The 17,403-nt window shown below is 68.7% G+C and carries 16 protein-coding genes; 9 read left to right on the top strand and 7 right to left on the bottom strand.

Features of this window, described 5'->3' with window-relative positions; translation table 11 throughout:
* Nucleotides 1–143: 143 nt before the first annotated feature.
* Nucleotides 144–632: a Dps family protein gene (locus tag RCP80_RS12960; RefSeq protein ID WP_373693530.1), complete on the top strand. Its 489-nt coding sequence runs from the start codon at nt 144–146 to the stop codon at nt 630–632.
* Here RCP80_RS12960 and RCP80_RS12955 read toward each other — a convergent pair.
* From RCP80_RS12955 to RCP80_RS12945, 3 genes are all read right to left on the bottom strand, one after another.
* Complete coding sequence (locus RCP80_RS12955) at nt 629–1,960, bottom strand: adenylate/guanylate cyclase domain-containing protein (RefSeq protein WP_373693339.1); 1,332 nt, start codon at nt 1,958–1,960, stop codon at nt 629–631. The two genes, RCP80_RS12960 and RCP80_RS12955, sit on opposite strands and share 4 nt — an antisense overlap.
* 20 nt (nt 1,961–1,980) lie before the next feature.
* Nucleotides 1,981–3,639, bottom strand: a complete 1,659-nt coding sequence (locus tag RCP80_RS12950; RefSeq protein ID WP_308478046.1) for a hypothetical protein — start codon at nt 3,637–3,639, stop codon at nt 1,981–1,983.
* A gap of 286 nt (nt 3,640–3,925) precedes the next feature.
* On the bottom strand, nt 3,926–4,528 hold the full coding sequence (locus tag RCP80_RS12945) for a TetR/AcrR family transcriptional regulator (RefSeq protein WP_308478045.1): 603 nt from the start codon (nt 4,526–4,528) through the stop codon (nt 3,926–3,928).
* Between the two features lie 63 nt (nt 4,529–4,591).
* Here RCP80_RS12945 and RCP80_RS12940 point away from each other — a divergent pair, with 63 nt between their 5' ends.
* Nucleotides 4,592–5,611, top strand: coding sequence for an oxygenase MpaB family protein (locus tag RCP80_RS12940; RefSeq protein WP_308478044.1), 1,020 nt, complete (start codon nt 4,592–4,594; stop codon nt 5,609–5,611).
* A gap of 2 nt (nt 5,612–5,613) precedes the next feature.
* Here RCP80_RS12940 and RCP80_RS12935 read toward each other — a convergent pair whose 3' ends face one another.
* Nucleotides 5,614–7,308, bottom strand: a complete 1,695-nt coding sequence (locus tag RCP80_RS12935; protein WP_308478043.1) for an alpha/beta hydrolase — start codon at nt 7,306–7,308, stop codon at nt 5,614–5,616.
* Nucleotides 7,305–7,580, bottom strand: a complete 276-nt coding sequence (locus RCP80_RS12930) for a DUF7162 family protein (RefSeq protein WP_308478042.1) — start codon at nt 7,578–7,580, stop codon at nt 7,305–7,307. The genes RCP80_RS12935 and RCP80_RS12930 overlap by 4 nt, the downstream gene beginning before the upstream one ends.
* Before the next feature lie 161 nt (nt 7,581–7,741).
* Here RCP80_RS12930 and pafA point away from each other — a divergent pair, with 161 nt between their 5' ends.
* From pafA to RCP80_RS12895, 7 genes are all read left to right on the top strand, one after another.
* Nucleotides 7,742–9,100 (top strand): Pup--protein ligase, encoded by a 1,359-nt coding sequence (gene pafA, locus RCP80_RS12925; RefSeq protein ID WP_308478041.1) that lies wholly within the window; start codon nt 7,742–7,744, stop codon nt 9,098–9,100.
* 16 nt (nt 9,101–9,116) lie between these two features.
* Nucleotides 9,117–10,106, top strand: coding sequence for a helix-turn-helix transcriptional regulator (locus RCP80_RS12920; protein WP_308478040.1), 990 nt, complete (start codon nt 9,117–9,119; stop codon nt 10,104–10,106).
* Complete coding sequence (locus RCP80_RS12915; protein WP_308478039.1) at nt 10,103–11,068, top strand: helix-turn-helix transcriptional regulator; 966 nt, start codon at nt 10,103–10,105, stop codon at nt 11,066–11,068. The genes RCP80_RS12920 and RCP80_RS12915 overlap by 4 nt, the downstream gene beginning before the upstream one ends.
* A 29-nt stretch (nt 11,069–11,097) precedes the next feature.
* Nucleotides 11,098–11,340: a Sec-independent protein translocase subunit TatA gene (gene tatA, locus RCP80_RS12910; RefSeq protein WP_308478038.1), complete on the top strand. Its 243-nt coding sequence runs from the start codon at nt 11,098–11,100 to the stop codon at nt 11,338–11,340.
* Between the two features lie 67 nt (nt 11,341–11,407).
* A complete protein-coding gene (tatC, locus tag RCP80_RS12905; protein WP_308478037.1) occupies nt 11,408–12,361 on the top strand; it encodes a twin-arginine translocase subunit TatC in 954 nt (317 codons plus the stop codon).
* Nucleotides 12,345–15,125 carry a DEAD/DEAH box helicase gene (locus tag RCP80_RS12900; RefSeq protein WP_308478036.1) on the top strand — a complete coding sequence of 927 codons (2,781 nt, stop codon included), beginning with the start codon at nt 12,345–12,347 and terminating at the stop codon, nt 15,123–15,125. The genes tatC and RCP80_RS12900 overlap by 17 nt, the downstream gene beginning before the upstream one ends.
* A 103-nt stretch (nt 15,126–15,228) precedes the next feature.
* Nucleotides 15,229–15,930, top strand: coding sequence for a DUF4333 domain-containing protein (locus tag RCP80_RS12895; RefSeq protein WP_308478035.1), 702 nt, complete (start codon nt 15,229–15,231; stop codon nt 15,928–15,930).
* Between the two features lie 10 nt (nt 15,931–15,940).
* On the opposite strand, the gene RCP80_RS12890 is transcribed toward RCP80_RS12895, so the two are convergent.
* Both RCP80_RS12890 and RCP80_RS12885 read right to left on the bottom strand, forming a co-directional pair.
* Entirely contained in the window at nt 15,941–16,903 is a 963-nt protein-coding gene (locus RCP80_RS12890; protein WP_308478034.1) for a 5'-3' exonuclease, read from the bottom strand.
* Nucleotides 16,904–16,919: 16 nt separating this feature from the next.
* Nucleotides 16,920–17,366: a nuclear transport factor 2 family protein gene (locus RCP80_RS12885; RefSeq protein WP_308478033.1), complete on the bottom strand. Its 447-nt coding sequence runs from the start codon at nt 17,364–17,366 to the stop codon at nt 16,920–16,922.
* Between the last annotated feature and the right edge of the window lie 37 nt (nt 17,367–17,403).

The following is a 17,403-nucleotide window of genomic DNA, read 5'->3' as shown; positions in this document are numbered from 1 at the left end:
TAGTGAGTGGTTTGAAACGAGTAAATATGCAGGTGAGAGGCATAAGTGCCGCAAATTGCACGTGCTCTCCGCACCGGCTCGGAGCACCCTCGAACGATAACCGTGAAACAGAGGAAGGGCTATCAGTGACTGCATCAGCAACCATCACCAATAAGCGACGCGACGCCAGTGAGATTGTCGGGTTCGCCCCGTCCGAAAAGTTCATCGACAACCTCCAGCGGGTTCTCGTCGACCTGATCGAGCTGCAACTGCAGGGCAAGCAGGCGCACTGGAACGTGGTGGGCACCAACTTCCGCGACATGCACCTTCAGCTCGACGAACTCGTCGACTTCACCCGCGTGGGCAGCGACACCATCGCCGAGCGCATGCGGGCCCTGTGGGCAGTGCCGGACGGCCGCACCGATACCGTGGCCGCGACCACCTCCCTGCCGGAGTTCCCGCCCCATGAGCAGAACACCGCGGAGGTAGTGGACCTGATCACCACCCGTATTCAGGCCGCCGTTGACACGATTCGCGACGTCCACGAGTCCGTCGACGCGGAGGACCCGACCACCGCTGACATCCTGCATCAGCAGATCGAGGGCCTCGAGAAGTTGGCCTGGCTGATCAAGTCGGAGAACCGCAAGGTCTAACTCGCAGCCGATGATTCGACCCGCCCAGTCTCGGACTGGGCGGGTCGAACCCGTTGCGGGGTGCTGTCGCCGCGTCGTCCCACCAGGTACCAGGTGTGCATGACACCCTTGCCCTTGACGGCGACATCGCCGCGTTCTTCGAACACGAAATCCGCCCGTAGCCGCTGATAGACCGCGTCGGGCACCTGGATACGGCCTTCCTGGTCGGTCGATTCCATCCGCGAGGCGACGTTGACCGCGTCGCCCCACACGTCGTAGAAGAACCGTCGCGCTCCGACCACCCCGGCGACCACGGGGCCGGCGGCCAACCCGATCCGGATGGGCACCCGGCGCCCCGCCGGATCGCGCAACTCCGCGATCGCGGCCCGCATGTCCAGCGCCAGTGCCGCCAGCGCGTGCAGGTGGTCGGGTCGGGGCTCTGGTACACCGCTGACCACCATGTAGGAGTCGCCGGTGGTCTTGATCTTCTCCAAGCGGTGGATATCGACGAGCCGGTCGAACTCGGTGTAGAGCTGATCCAGGAACTTCACCAGATCGCACGGAGCGGTTTGGCTGGCGCGCTCCGTGTAGCCGGCGATGTCGGCGAACAGCACGGAGGCGTCGTCGTAGGCGTCGGCGATCATGTCGTGGTCGGGGTCCTTGAGCCGGTCGGCGATGCTACTCGGCAGGATATTTGCCAAGAGTTGTTCGGAGCGTTCATATTCCAGCTCCATGGCGTGCTCGGCGCGCGCGGTTTCGCGCAATGCGTACCAGATGGTCGCGAAGGCCAACAGGGCCGCACCCACCGCGGAGGTGGCGAATCCGATGGTGAGCACCGCAGGTGGTTGAATCCCGGTGTCATGCGGCACGTTGATTTCCAGGACGATCACCAGTAGCGCACCGACGGCGGCCAGGACACCGGCGAGCACGATCCGATCGATGCCGAGCACCAGGACCACGATCGTGACCGCGGCCAGGAAGTAGAACTGGATGCCCGTTCCGGTGCCCACCGTCCAGGCCAGGAAGAACACCGAGGCGTAGGCCACCGCGACGAAAACCAGCACCGTGAGCACGTCGCTGAACCGCCACAGCAGCGGAATGGCCACGAACAGAACGGCGGTGCCGATGTTGACCATCGCGATCTGCCATATGCCGACGTCGCGGATCAGCTCCCAGAGTCCGAACGACCCGCTGACTACCGCGGCGATCCCGGTGGCGATCTTGAGCACCCGGAATCGGCGGGCCACCGAATCGACGTAATGCTCGTTGCGGACCGACACACAAGGGTTCTCGCGCGGCAACCGGCTTTGCGCCAGGGATGACACTGCAGGTGCCCGCTTGAAAGGCATCTTCGCAGCGTAACCGTTCCTCATGGGTGAGCAGTAGTGCGTTTTGCTCGGTTGCGGCCCGAACGGTGTTGGCCGCTGGTGGCCGGTGTTCTTCGGGGGACCGATGCGCATCGTGTGCGCACGGGTGGGCCGGAACTGCCGCGCCTACCAACGCGGTCCGGTTGACGTTCAGGCCTGGCCGGTGGTGTGCCCGTAACGGTCCGCTGTCCGTTGCGGGGTCCTGCCGGCCGTCGCCTGATCGCCTGACCGAGGCCACGTCTGCCGATCGCGATCGCCGCACCGTGATGGCCGGTGACCGGTTCGGAAGTCTGTTGTTGCAGGGGTTTGGCCCAATGTTGGGCACCCCATCTGCTGGTGTAGGCCGGATCGACGCCGATGATCCCGATTCCGCGGCGGGCGGCCATGGCGCTCAGGCGGTTCCGGAACTTCGCGGTGGGGATACCGGCCACCGCGCGACGGAATCGTTTTCCACGTTTACCGCGTCCCATCGTCTCCCGGCCGACCGCGCGCGCGTCGGTGAAGTCGAGGTTCTCGATGACCACCGCGGTGCACCCGGCATAGGTGGCGGTATCGAGCACGGTGGTGATCGCCGCGCGGACCCGACCATCACGGCGCGATGCCGCCAACCCTGCGGTCGCGACCGGGATCGTGATCGGGTTCCCGACGGGGTTCCCGGAGCCGTCGAGCACACAGGCGGCCAGGTGCTCGGCGTTGAGGTCGACACCGAGGACCGGGCCGGTCCGCAGCTCCTCGATCGACGGCGGCACCACCGCGGTGTCGTGTTTCCAGGAGGCATCCAGGTACCAGCGTCCCCGGGACGGGTCGTAGCGCAGGTCGTAGCGCACCGCTTGTCGGGCCGCGACCCGCGCAGCCCACTCGCGGCCGCGGTGGCTGAAGCTCACCGGTGCCGCGATGTTCAGATGCGACCCAAACTCGGCGGCCAAGGCGGCGGGGACTTTGATCCGCAACCGGCCCGCCGCATCGACGCGCAGGGTTTCGTTGCCGCCGGCCTTGCCCGATTCACCATCAGCAGTGCAGAACATCCGCGCCGCATCCCAGCGCGCCCGCCACTGCTCTTCGGTCATGCCCGTCTCGTCGAGGTGGGTGCGGTTCCGCCACAACCGTTTCCCACCCATCGTGATCGAGGGCCGACCCGCATCGAAGGCCTTCTGCGCGGCGGCGAGCCGCTCACGCAGGATCGCCAGCCGCCGGGTCTTCGCGAACCGCTCACCGGCGGTGCGGTAACCACGCCGCCGGGACCGCCGAGCACCGGTGGGGGTGGTTTCCCGGGTGCCGGGGCGCAGCGCGCACCGCGCTTCGAGCACCTCGATGCCTTGGCGCAGATCGGTGACGTGCGCGTTGAGGGTGCGCAGGCCCAGCTGGTACTGGATTTCCACAGATCGGGTGATCGCCCCGGCCCACCGTGACGACGACACCGCCGTCAGCGCCTGTTTGCGCTCCGCCCGCCACACGGCGTGCGCCTTGTAGTCCAACCGACCCAACTCCACCCGGGCCGCCCACTCCGTGCGGTACACCGATCCCAGAAACGCTCCGATGGACGCCACCGCAGCCGCCTCAGACTTCGTCAGCGCAATCCGGGTGCGGATCCGTACTCCCGCCGGCGCCGCAGCAACCACCGGACCGGTAATCCGGCGCAACGCCCCACGCCCACTGTCCATAACCCAGATTGTTACCCAAGGCACCGACATTCGGGATTGGGCCAACATCGCGCTGCGCACAACCCAGCGCCTTAACCCGGCTCACCAACACCGTGCTCTGATTCATCCGCACCGCCGGCACCGACAACGTGGCCTCCCGAAACCAGCGATACCCCCGTCTGACGATGCGCACCCTCCGACCGTGCCCACTCCGTAGGTGTCACACCACAAGCACGCTCACTAGAACGCTGTATCGAGCACTAACGCTCACCATCTGAGCAACAGTTACTAGCCCTGATCCGGGTACTCAGGAGGTCAGCAGCACAAATCGGACCGCATGCTCGACGACGTCCTCGAGATCGGTGCCGAGGTTGCCGGCCAGCCACTGCTGCGCCAACTCCGCCATGGCCCCGGTGAACATCGCCGCCGCGACCAGGGTCGCGGTGCGGTCGTTGCCGGGATGGGCGTGCTCGTGTTGGCTGCGCACCATCTGCTGCAAAGTCTCCTGGGCGACCTGGCGCCGCGCCGTCAGCACGGGGTTCGCCCGCGCCTCGGTGAACAGCACCCGGCCCCGCCGCGGATCGGCCGAACTGAACCCGAGCACGGCCTTGACCCCGGCCCGCATCCGCTCGACATCGGTGTCGCCGGCCGCGTCGATGGCTGCCTGCACCGCAGTGTTCATCTCGGCCGCGACCTGGTCGTAGACCGCGCCGAGCAGTTCGTCGGTGTCGCTGAAACTCTCATAGAAGTACCGCGTGTTCAGCGCGGTCTTGCGGCACACCGAGCGCACCGAGACGGCGACCTCGCCACCCTCTCCGAACAGCGCGAACGCCGCCGCGATCAGCAGCGCACGGCGCTCGATCCGGCGATCGGTCAGCGGGACACCCGCCCACCTGGTGGGGCTCGACACGGGACCAGCCTAGTGACGCGAAGTTCTGGACACGCCCGTATCCAGAATTGTAGGCTTGCCGGCATGCAACTTCCGCACCAACTGCTGCAGTCCCGGATCGCCGGGTTTTACGACGACGAGATCCGAAGCCGCTACTTCCGTGGTCTGGAATTCGATGGCCCGGACGGGGATCCGGGTTGGTTCGGACCCGACAGCGCGGTCTGGCACGTGCACTCCCATATGCCGGCGTTGGTGTTCGGGTTGCAGTGCGCGGCCTACCTCGAACGGTTCGACCCCAGCATCTTCTGGATGGGCGTCGACCACTCGCGCATCGTCGAGCGCCCGGACGGCGATCTCTTCGACCTGCGCATCAACCCGGAGGGCGCGACGGTGCGGCTCGCGCATTCAGTGTCGTTCTTCATCGGCACCGCCTATGGGTCGACGGCCACCGCCGAGCGGCTGGCCAACACCGTGCGGGCCATGCACCACACCGTCAAGGGGGTTCGCCCGGATGGGCTGCCCTATGACGCCGACGACCCGGAATGGTTGCGGTGGAACTACGCCACCGTGGTGTGGGGGATTGCCACGGCCCACGAGTACTACCATCCGAATCCCCTGCGGGGGAAGAAGATCGACCGCTACTACCGCGAGTTCGTCAAGGTCGGGCAGGCGCTCGGCGGCACCGACCTGCCCGAGACCAAGGCGGAGACGCTCGACTGCCTGCACTCGTATCTGCCCAAGCTCGCGATCACCTACGGCACGGCCGCGGCGACCGGGTCCAACCTGGCCGATCCCAAGTACCCCGGCCCGCCCGGCGGCGAGTTCATCGACTGGGCGATTCGCGACACGCTGCCCAGTTGGGCCGCCGCGATGGTGATGCACCGCAAGCCCAATCCCATCGAACGCGCCCTCCGCCAGGCCTCGGTGTGGTCCGTGATCAACGGCCTCCACCTCGCCATGGGGCCATTGCCGGAGTTCCGGCAGGCGCAGAAACGTGTCGCGGGCGGCGTGCACGGTCCGGTCACCTCGCCGAACTACGTCGCCGGGTCGGACCCGAAGCGCAGCCGGGCCAAGGTCGAAGAGATGGCCGAGCAACTGGTCTGAGCTCACCGCCGCACCGGCGTGCCGGTGATCACGGCGAGCAGATTGTGCCAGGCATCGGACGGTTCGTTGACGATGTCGCTGTGGGCGGCGAGGCCGGACATCTCGGAACCATCGAGTCGTCGGCCGGTGCTCAACCGCCACACCCCGGACATCTCGTCCGGGTCGGCGCCATGCGGGCTGCCCGGTAGCCCCTGCACCCACTCGATCGGATCGCCGGGTGCGGTCATTGAATATCGCTGCACGTCGGGATTGCGGTTGTGCCAATCCGTTTCGTCAAGGACCCCGACGCCCGCGCCGGCCGCGGCCACGTAGATCGTGCGGTCGGCGGTCAGACCCAGCCGCTCCGCGGTGCCGAGAATCGAACCGCCGTAGGAATGCCCGATGTAGGTGACCGGCAGGGGCCGGTCGGTGGCCGCCACGGTGCGCTCGACATCCTCGCTGAACGCCACCAAGCGCGGCGCCATCTGCAGCGCGTAGCTCGGGTCGGCCGCCTCGAGCAGGCCGCCCACCGCGTCCCCGCCGGCGGGGAAGGGGCCGCCGAGGTAGGTGATCATCGCGACGTCGCCGCCGCCGGCGGCCACGAAGCGCCGCGCGGTGCGGACATTGGCGGCCGAATCGAGCACCGTGGTGTTCAATCCCGGGACGAGCACCCCGAGGCTCTCGGCGGTGTCTAGATCGCCGTGGAGTTCGATCAACGAGGACCGGGCCGGATCGAAGGCCAGGATTTGGCGGGGCCCGAACCCCCGGGTGCGTCCGGTGGGATCGGGCACCGCCTCGAGCAGGCCGCGATAGAACGCGATGCGCCGCTGGGCATCCCGATCGTGCGCGGCGATCGCCGCCGCCCGCCAGCCGGGATCGAGGAACACCACCGCGCGCAGTCGCTCGGCCGACGCCGGGTCCAAGGTGCCGCCCACGCCGCCCTGGCCACCGATCCCGATGCCCACTCCGAAACCGCGGTCGAGCACCGCGCGGATCTTGTCGTCCTCCGGTCGCGCCAGGATCTGGCGCTGTGCGGCTATGGCTTCGGCGATGTTGATGCGGTTCGCGGCGATCCGCATGGGCCAGGGCACTCCGTCGGTGTTGCCCACCGACCCGGGCGCGGACTCGATGAGGCGGCGGCGTCCTTCGGCGCTCATTGCGGCGATCTGTTCGGCGATGCGGTCCTGGCTCATTGCCGGCCATCCGGAGACGACACCGGCGGCCGCGGGTGCGGTGGGCACGGCTGCACCGTCAGGAGCCGCACCGGCCGGGGCGGCGACGAGGCGGGCGATCTCGTCGGCGACATCGCGGTCGGCGACCGCGACCTGACGCAATCCGTAACGCACCCGAACTGTCAACTCGGCGGCGCCATCGGTGACCAGGCCGTCGTCGGCGACGGTGTGTCCGTCGCCGCGGACCGACGCGAGCAGCACGAGGAATTCCTCGCGCGCGGCGCCGATCACCGTGGCCCCGTCACGCGCCGCCGCGGCGGCCGCCCCGAACGCCACTGCCCATTCGGTGGCGGTCTCGCGCAGGTGCTCCAGCTGCGACCATCCGCGCGAGGCCGACCGGCCGCGCCAACCGGTGCGGTCCAGTCCACTCAGGTGGTCGGCGACCTCGCGCAGCTGCCCGGCCAGTCCGTCCCAGCCCGCCGCGACCGCCAGCAGCGCCTCGGGACGCCAGCGCTCGACGTCGCCGACCGTCAAGCCGGTCGTCATCGCCGCAGCCGGGCCGCCGCATCCGCGTCGGAGCGCGCGAATTCGTCGGCCACCGCGTCGGCGCGGCGGCCCCAGGCCAGCAACCCGGCCACGAGGTCGGCCTGAGCCCGCGCGGTGGCATCGTCAGGACGGATCGCCTCGAGGGCCGAACCGGGCATGGCGCCGTCGAGCCCCGGACATCGGATGCGGCGCACCCGCTCGGCCAACTCCTGGGCGCCGCGGGCGGCAACTCGCAGTCGCTCGGGGTCCACGGACAGTGCGACGGGGTCCATCCGCGCATGCTGACAACTGCCGGCGCGCCCGCGTGGACGAGAATCCACAGCCCAGCGACGACGCTGGTAGCGCCGTCAAGTCACGACGAACTGGCGCGGGCGGGGCGCGCGCAGCGATTCTTCTGCACCGTTGGGCGAAGCCACCCCGTAAGCTCGACATCGTGCAGCGACGGATCATGGGTATTGAGACCGAATTCGGTGTCACCTGCACGTTCCACGGCCATCGGCGACTGTCCCCGGACGAGGTCGCCCGGTACTTGTTCCGCCGTGTGGTGTCGTGGGGCCGCAGTTCGAATGTTTTCCTGCGCAACGGCGCGCGGCTGTATCTCGATGTGGGTAGCCACCCCGAGTACGCCACCGCCGAGTGCGACAGTCTGATCCAACTCGTCAACCACGATCGCGCCGGCGAGCGGGTCCTCGAAGACCTGCTGATCGACGCCGAGCAGCGGTTGGCCGACGAGGGCATCGGTGGGGACATCTATCTGTTCAAGAACAACACCGACTCCGCCGGCAACTCCTACGGCTGCCACGAGAATTACCTGATTGTGCGCGCCGGCGAGTTCTCCCGGATCTCCGATGTGCTGCTGCCGTTCCTGGTGACCCGACAGCTGATCTGCGGAGCGGGCAAGGTGCTGCAGACGCCGAAGGCCGCGACATTCTGTTTGTCGCAGCGCGCCGAGCACATCTGGGAGGGCGTCTCGAGCGCGACCACCCGCAGCCGGCCCATCATCAACACCCGCGACGAGCCGCACGCCGACGCCGAGAAGTACCGCCGGCTGCACGTCATCGTGGGCGACTCCAACATGTGCGAGTCCACCACGATGCTCAAGGTGGGTACCGCGGCGCTGGTGCTCGAAATGATCGAGGCGGGCGTGCCGTTCCGGGATTTCTCGCTCGACAACCCGATCCGGGCAATCCGGGAAGTCAGCCACGACCTGACCGGGCGGCGTCCCGTGCGGCTGGCCGGCGGCCGGCAGGCCAGCGCGATCGACATTCAGCGCGAGTACTACGCGCGCGCCGTCGAGCACCTGCAGAACCGGGAACCCAATGCGCAACTCGAGCAGGTCGTCGACCTGTGGGGTCGTCAGCTCGACGCCGTCGAGAGCCAGGACTTCGCGAAGGTGGACACCGAGATCGACTGGGTGATCAAGCGCAAGCTCTTCGACCGCTATCAGGATCGGTACGACATGGAGCTGTCCGATCCGAAGATCGCGCAACTCGACCTCGCCTATCACGACATCAAACGCGGCCGGGGGGTGTTCGACATCCTGCAGCGCAAGGGTCTGGCGGCCCGGATCACCACCGACGAGGAGATCGACGAAGCCGTCAACACCCCGCCGCAGACCACCCGCGCGAAGCTGCGCGGCGAGTTCATCGCCGCAGCGCAGGAGGCGGGTCGGGACTTCACGGTGGACTGGGTGCACCTCAAGCTCAACGACCAGGCGCAACGCACCGTGTTGTGCAAGGACCCGTTCCGCTCCGTCGACGAGCGGGTCAAACGACTCATAGCTTCGATGTAAGGCGTGGGCTGACAACGTGACGACCGCCAAAGTCGAACGGCTGATGAACCTTGTCATCGCGCTGTTGTCGACGCACGGCTATATCACCGCCGAACGGATCCGCAACAGCGTCGCCGGGTACGGCGACAGTCCCAGCGACGACGCGTTCTCCCGCATGTTCGAGCGAGACAAGAACGAGCTTCGGGACCTGGGCATACCGCTGGAGACCGGGCGGGTGTCGTCGCTGGATCCGACCGAGGGTTACCGGATCAACCGCGACGCCTACGCCCTGCCGGACATCCAGCTCACCGCGGACGAGGCCGCCGTCGTCGCGGTCGCCACCCAGCTGTGGCAGTCCCCGGAACTGGTCACCGCCACGCAGGGCGCGCTGCTGAAGCTGCGGGCCGGCGGCGTCGACGTCGAACCGGAGGCCGGGGTTCCGCTGAGCGCACCTACCGGCTTTCCGGGCCTGCGCGGTTCCGAGGGCGTGCTCGGGGTACTGCTGAGCGCAATCAACGCCGGTCAGGTCGTCGAATTCGAGCACCGCTCGTCGCGGGCCGCGCCGTTCACCAAACGCACCGTGGAACCGTGGGGGGTGGTCACTCAGAACGGTCGCTGGTATCTGGTGGGCCATGACCGTGATCGCGACGACACCCGCACCTTCCGGCTCTCCCGGATGGGACCGGAGGTCACGGCGGTGGGCCCGCCCGGGGCGGTGCAACGCCCCGACGGGATCGATCTGCGCGCCGTGGTCGCCCGCGCGGTGAGTGACGCGCCCGGCGGGGTCCAGGCCCGGGTGTGGGTCGCCGACGGACGCGCCACCGCGCTGCGCCGAGCCGGAACCTCCACGGGTGCCATGACGTTGGGCGGACGTTCGGGCGAGGTGATCGAACTCGACACCGGCCCCTACGGCGGGCTGGGCCGGGAGATCGCCGGCCACGGGGCCGACGCGGTGGTGTTGGAGCCGGCCACCCTGCGCGATGAGGTGCTGACGCGGTTGCGCGGCGCGGCGGGGGAGTCCGAATGAGTAGCTCGGTCTCAGCCCGGCTGGTCCGGCTGCTGAACATGGTTCCCTACCTCAAGGCCAACCCGCGCATCACCTATGACGAGGCGGCCGCCGACCTCGGAGTAACCCGCAAGCAGCTCGAACAGGACCTTGATCAGCTGTGGATGTGCGGGCTGCCGGGGTATGGGCCCGGCGACCTGATCGACTTCGAGTTCTCCGGCGACACCATCGACGTGACGTTCTCCGCGGGCATCGACGAGCCGCTGCGGCTGACCTCGCCCGAGGCCACCGGCCTGGTGATGGCGTTGCGTGCGTTGGCCGATGTGCCCGGTGTGGTCGATCCGGAGGCCGCCCGCAGCGCGATCGCGAAGATCGAATCGGCGGCCGGCGCCGTGCATCACCCCGGATCGGTCGGCGCCGAAGCCGAGCGGGCACCGGCCGAGAGCCAAGCCGCGGCCGCGGTCCGCGAAGGGGTGCGCACCGGCCACGCGCTGAGCCTCGAGTACTACTCCGCCTCGCGCGACACCCTCTCGGAGCGCGTCGTCGACCCGATCCGCGTGGTGCTCGTCGGCGACCACAGCTACCTGGAGGCCTGGTCGCGGGAGGCCGAAGGGGTCCGGCTGTTCCGATTCGACCGCATCGTGGACGCCTCGGTGCTCGACGAGCCCGCCGCGCCACCGGAACCCGCGGTGCAGGGCACGACCGACACGTCGCTGTTCGACGCGGATCCCGCGCTGCCGGCGGCGACGCTGCGGATCGCGCCGGAGGCGGCGTGGATGCTGGAGTACTACCCGATGCGGGTGCTGCGCGAGTTGCCCGACGGGCATTTCGAGGCGGCGATGACCTACGCATCCGACGACTGGATGGCCCGGCTGGTGCTGGGCTTCGGCGCGCAGGTGCGCGTTGTCGAACCGGAAGAGCTGGCCCAGCGGGTGCGGCAGGCCGCGCACGCTGCGCTGGGCGCCTACGCCGAGGCGGGGTAGCATCAAACCAACGTCTGGAGGTAACCAAAGTGGGTGCTCTTAGTCCGTGGCACTGGGCAATTCTCATTGTGGTGATCGTTTTGCTCTTCGGGGCCAAGCGGTTGCCGGACGCCGCGCGTTCGCTCGGCAAGTCGATGCGCATCTTCAAAGCCGAGGTCAAGGAACTGCAGACCGATAAGCAGGAGCCGTCGCCGACGCAGGTGCAATCCGAGCGCGTCGCCGACCCCGTGGCCAACCCAGAGCCCAATCACACCGACGCCCGCCCGGCCTGACAGCCGGCCCAGGTCAACTCATCGAAGGCCGCTCCACCGCCCGGTGGAGCGCGACTGAAGCCAGCCCGTGAAAACTCCCGGCGTATTCAAGCGGCTCGACCCCCGTCAGCGTCGCAGCAAGGTCAACCCCGACGGGACCATGTCCCTGGTCGACCACATCCGCGAACTGCGTACACGGCTGCTCATCTCGATCGCCGCGATCGTGGCCACCACGATCGTCGGATTCCTCTGGTACAGCTACGGCATCCTGGGCCTCGACAGCCTCGGGGACTGGCTGCGGGGGCCCTACTGTGCGCTGCCGGAATCGGCGCGCGCCGAGATCAGCGCCGACGGCGGCTGCCGACTGTTGGCGACGGGCCCGTTCGACCAGTTCATGCTGCGCCTCAAGGTGGCGTTGGCCGCCGGCGTGGTGCTGGCCTGTCCGGTGTGGTTCTACCAACTGTGGGCGTTCATCACCCCGGGGCTGTACCGCAAGGAACGGCGCTTCGCGGTCACCTTCGTCGTGACCGCGGCGGTGTTGTTCGTCGCCGGTGCGCTGCTGGCCTATCTGGTGCTGTCCAAGGCGTTGCACTTCCTGTTGACCGTGGGCAGCGACGTCCAGGTGACCGCGCTCTCCGGCGACCAGTACTTCAGCTTCCTGATCAACCTGCTGCTGGTCTTCGGCGTCGGGTTCGAGTTCCCCCTGATCCTCATCATGCTGAACGTGGTGGGCGTGCTGCCCTACCAGCGGCTCAAGGACTGGCGCCGGGGCCTGATCCTGGCGGTCTTCGTCTTCGCCGCGTTCGCCACCCCGGGCAACGATCCGTTCTCGATGTTGGCGCTGGGCCTGGCGCTGACCCTGCTGATGGAGTTCGCGATCCAGGTCGCCCGGGTGCACGACCGGCGCAAGGCCAAACGCGAACGCGCCCGGGAGCAAGAGCTGCCCGATGGGCAGGCCTCGGTCATCGAACCGCCCACCCCGGTCGACCCCCCGTCGCAGGTCGGCGCACCGAACAGCATCGCGCATGACGACATCACCTGAGCGCAGCGAGCTCGACCGCTTCGCGGCGCAGATGCCGTTCACCCTGGACGACTTTCAACAGCAGGGCTGCGAGGCCCTCGAGCGCGGCCACGGGGTGTTGGTGTGCGCGCCCACCGGCGCCGGTAAGACCGTGGTGGGGGAGTTCGCGGTACACCTGGCGCTGGCGGCCGGCCGAAAGTGCTTCTACACCACGCCGATCAAGGCCCTGAGCAATCAAAAGCACACCGACCTGGTGCGCCGGTACGGTTCGGAGCAGATCGGGTTGCTGACCGGTGACGTGTCGGTCAACGCGAGCGCCCCGGTGGTGGTGATGACCACCGAAGTGCTGCGCAACATGCTGTATGCGAGTTCGCCTGCGCTGGAGGGCCTTTCCCATGTGGTGATGGATGAGGTGCATTTCCTGGCCGACCGGATGCGCGGCGCGGTGTGGGAAGAGGTCATCCTGCACCTGCCCGAGGAGGTCAGGCTGGTGAGCCTGTCCGCCACCGTGAGCAACGCCGAGGAATTCGGCGGCTGGATCCAGACCGTCCGCGGCGACACCACCGTGATCGTCGACGAACACCGCCCGGTCCCGTTGTGGCAACACATGTTGGTCGGCAGGCGCCTGTTCGACCTGTTCGACTACGACGCCGACGCGCGCGGCAAGAAGCTGCTCGTCGACCCGGATCTGGTGCGCCACATCGCGCACCGCCGGGAGGCCGACCACCTCTCGGATTGGCGGCCCCGCGGCGGCAAGGGCCGGGATTCGCATCGCGGTCGGCCCGGGCTGTTCCGCCCGCCGCCTCGTCCCGAGGTGATCGCGACTCTGGACCGCGAAGGACTGTTGCCGGCCATCACGTTCGTGTTCTCGCGGGTCGGCTGCGACGCCGCGGTCAAACAGTGCCTGCGCTCGTCGTTGCGGTTGACCGGAGATTCCGAGCGCGCCCGCATCGCCGAGATCATCGACCGCCGCTGCGGCGACCTGCCCGATGTGGACCTGCCGATCCTAGGCTACTACGAATGGCGCGAGGGACTGCTGCGGGGCCTGGCGGCACACCACGCCGGAATGCTGCCGGTCTTCCGCCACACCGTCGAGGAGCTGTTCACCGCGGGACTGGTCAAGGCCGTATTCGCCACCGAGACACTGGCGTTGGGCATCAACATGCCGGCCCGCACCGTGGTCCTCGAGCGGCTCGTCAAGTTCAACGGCGAGGAACACGCACCGCTGACCCCGGGGGAGTACACCCAGCTCACGGGCCGGGCCGGGCGACGCGGAATCGACGTCGAAGGCCATGCCGTGGTGATCTGGAACCCGACCGAAAGCTCGGCCGAACCGGCCGAGGTCGCCGGGCTCGCCTCGACTCGAACCTTTCCGCTCAAGAGTTCGTTCGCCCCGTCGTACAACATGACGATCAACCTGGTGCAGCAGATGGGCCCGGAGCAGGCCCGCAGCCTGCTGGCACAGTCGTTCGCGCAGTATCAGGCCGACCGGTCCGTGGTGGGGTTGGTCCGCGGCGCCGAACGCGGCGAGCAACTGCTCGACGAGATCGCCGCCGAAATCGGCGGCCACGACTCGGCACTGCTCGACTATGTCCGGCTGCGCGCCAAGATCTCCGAACGCGAACGCGCACAGGCGCGTTCGTCACGGGTCCACCGACGCCAGGCCGCCAACGAGGCGTTGGCGGCGCTGCGGCGCGGCGACATCATCAACGTGTCCTCGGGTCGCCGCGGCGGGCTTGCGGTGGTGCTGGAGCCGGCGCGCGACGACGAGGATCCGCGCCCGCTGGTGCTGAGCGAACATCGCTGGGCGGGCCGCATCTCGTCGGCCGACTACCCCGGCGCCGCCGGCCCGCTGGGCACGATGTCGCTGCCCAAGCGCGTCGAGCATCGGCAACCGCGGGTGCGCCGCGACCTCGCGTCCGCGCTCCGGTCGGCCGCGGCCCGACTGGACGTGCCTTCGGAACGGCGCAAGCGTGCCGGTCACACCGCCAGTCCCGATGGCGACAGCGACCCCGAACTGATCGCATTGCGCACCGAACTGCGCCGCCATCCCGTCCACGACGAACCCGACCGCGAGGCCCGGGTCCGGGCCGGCGAACGCTATCTACGCATCGAACGCGAGAATGCTCAACTGCGCCAGCAGATCGCGGCCGCCACCAACTCGTTGGCCCGCACCTTCGACCGCATCGTCGGTCTGCTGGCCGAACGCGGGTTCATCACCGGCGCAACGGGTCCCAAGGCGAAGGCCCCCAAGGTCACCGAGGACGGCCGGCTGTTGGCCCGCATCTACAGCGAAGCCGATCTGCTGGTGGCCGAGTGTCTACGCACCGGGGTGTGGGACAAGCTCGCGCACGCGGAGTTGGCGGCGATGGTCTCGGCGGTGGTGTACGAGTCGCGCGGCGGGGACGGCCCCTCCCCGCAGCTGCAGGACGTGCCCACCGCGGGGCTGCGCCGGGCGCTGGCGGGCACCCGCCGGCTATCCGGCGAACTGCGCCAGCAAGAGAACCGGCACCGGATCGCGCCTTCGCGCGACATCGACGAGGGCTTCGTCACCACGGTCTACCGCTGGGCCAGCACGGGCGACCTGACCGATGCGCTCACCGTGGCCGCCGACAGCAGCGCCGCCGCGCCGCTTTCGGCCGGTGACTTCGTGCGGTGGTGCCGACAGGTGCTCGACCTGCTCGATCAGGTTCGCATCGCCGCGCCGCACCCCGAATTACGGGCCACGGCGAAGCGGGCCATCGACGCCGTGCGGCGCGGAGTCGTCGCGGTCGACTACGGCTGAACACCGTTACACCAGCGCCGAATGTGCGGTAGCAACCGGTAGGGTGAGGCAACCGCTACGGTTGATGACGGCGCACGTGTTACCCAGTTTTCGAGGAGAGATGATGAGCGGACCGCAGGGACCGGACCCGACGCAGCCGTGGCAGGGTCAGGGCCAACCCGCTGGTGAGTCCGCTGAGCAGCCCGCCCCACAGAACCCGGAGTGGCAGCCGCCGGCCTACACCCAGCCGCAGTACGGCCAGCCGCCGCAATACGGTCAGCCCGAATACGGTCAGCCGGGGGCGACCCCGGCCTATCCGCCACCGCCCCAATACGGCCAGCAGCCGCAGTACGGCCAGCCCGGCGCCATGCCCCCGGGGTATCCGCCGCAGTACGGCCAGCCCGGCCAGCCCGGGCAGTACGGCCCGCCGCAGTACGGTCAGCCGGGCCAGTACGGCCAGTACCCGCCCGGGCCGGGCGAGGGCCCCAAGAGTTCCACGACCGCGCTGACGGTGATCCTGGCCGCGCTCGGCGCCGTCGTCGTCATCGCCTTCCTGGTGTTGGGCTTCTGGATGCCCGGATTCTTCGTCACCACCAAGCTCGACGTGACCAAGGCGCAGGAGGGTGTGCAGCAGATCCTCTCCGACGAGGCCAACGGCTACGGCGCCAAGAACGTCAAGGACGTCAAGTGCAACAACGGGGAGAACCCGAAGGTGCAGAAGAACTCGACGTTCACCTGCGAGGTCAGCATCGACGGCACCAAACGCCAAGTGACCGTGACGTTCCAGGACGACGACGGCACCTACGAGGTCGGTCGGCCGAAGTAGCCGGCGCGGCTCAGAGCTTGTCCAAGGCCTTCTGCAGCCGACCGATCGACGAGCCGACCCCATAGGTCGCCGCCAACTCGGCGACCCGGGCGGGGTCCTTCGCGGCCAGCGGTAGCGCATCGGTGCCGGTCGACAGCGTCACCGGGATGTCGGTGGCCACCCGCACCACCGGTTCGGCCACCTTCAGGTAGTCCTGGCCGGCCGCCAGCTTCGACCGGATGCCTTTGGGAACCTTCGATTTCGGATCCGCGGCCGCGGCGAGGATGGCGGCCAGCGAGCCGTGCTGACTCAGCAACGTCGCCGCGGTCTTTTCACCGATGCCGCCGACGCCAGGCAAACCGTCGGACGGGTCGCCGCGCAGCAACGCCAACTCGGCGTACCCGGCGCCGGCCCGCGCCACCGGCAGTCCGTACTTCTCGGCGACTTCGGTTGGCCCCCATAGCGTCGCCCGGGCCAACCCGCGGCCCAGGTACAACACCCGCACCGGCACCGGTTCGTCGGTGACCACCTGCAGCAGGTCCCGGTCCCCGCTGACCACCACCACCGGGTCGCGCCGCTCCCGGGCCGCCAGCGTGCCCAACACGTCGTCGGCCTCGTACCCGGGTGCACCGCCGGTGGCGATACCGAAGGCGTCGAGCAGTTCGTAGATCATCTCGACCTGCGGCGTGAGCTCATCGGGGACTTCTTCGACATCGGGGGCCGGCCCGGGGGTCTCGGCCTCGACCCGATGGGCCTTGTAGGACGGGACCAGATCCACCCGCCACTGCGGCCGCCAATCGAGGTCCAGACAGACCACCAGCCGGGACGGTCGCTGCTGGGTGATCACCGTGGCGACGGCGTCGAAGAAGCCGCGAACCGCGTTGACCGGCCGCCCATCCGGCGCGGTGATCGACGACGGCACGCCGAAGAACGACCGGAACCACATGCTGGCACCGTCGAGCAGAACCAACCCGCCGGTGGAATCGGAAACCATACCCGGTGATCCTGCCCTAACCGGCCATCGTCGAGTTCGGGGCGCTCCAGTCGGTCGAGACGAAGCGGTGCCGAATCAGCCAGTCGGTGCCGTCGGCGCCCGCCACGGGCACCAACTCGTCGCGGTAGCGGCCGAAGTGGTCCAACCCGATCTCGGTGAACACCGTGAAGTACGACGACACCCGAGCCCGGTCCGGACTCACCTCGTCGAAGCGGATGTTGGCCACGTTGTGCCGCACGATGCGCCGCCCGCCCGCGACCGCCGGCGCGGTCTCGGCGACCGCACCCAACCGCTCGATGATCGCGGCCCGGCCGTGCAGCGGCGGCTCACCACGAATCTCCAGGACGCCGTCGGGACAGAAGGCGTCCGCCAACCCGGCGACCCGGCCGGCGTCCCCCGACCACGTGTAGCGGGCCAGGGTGTCGCGGATGTGTTCACGAGCGCTCAGCTCCCAGGTCTGCACTCCGCGATCCTAAGCCCGCGGCGCGAACTAACCTGGG

This window comes from Mycolicibacterium sp. MU0053, from assembly GCF_963378095.1.
GTDB lineage: Bacteria > Actinomycetota > Actinomycetes > Mycobacteriales > Mycobacteriaceae > Mycobacterium > Mycobacterium burgundiense.
Note: the sequence above shows the minus strand (reverse complement) of the source record. Positions and strands in the feature narration are given on the sequence as shown.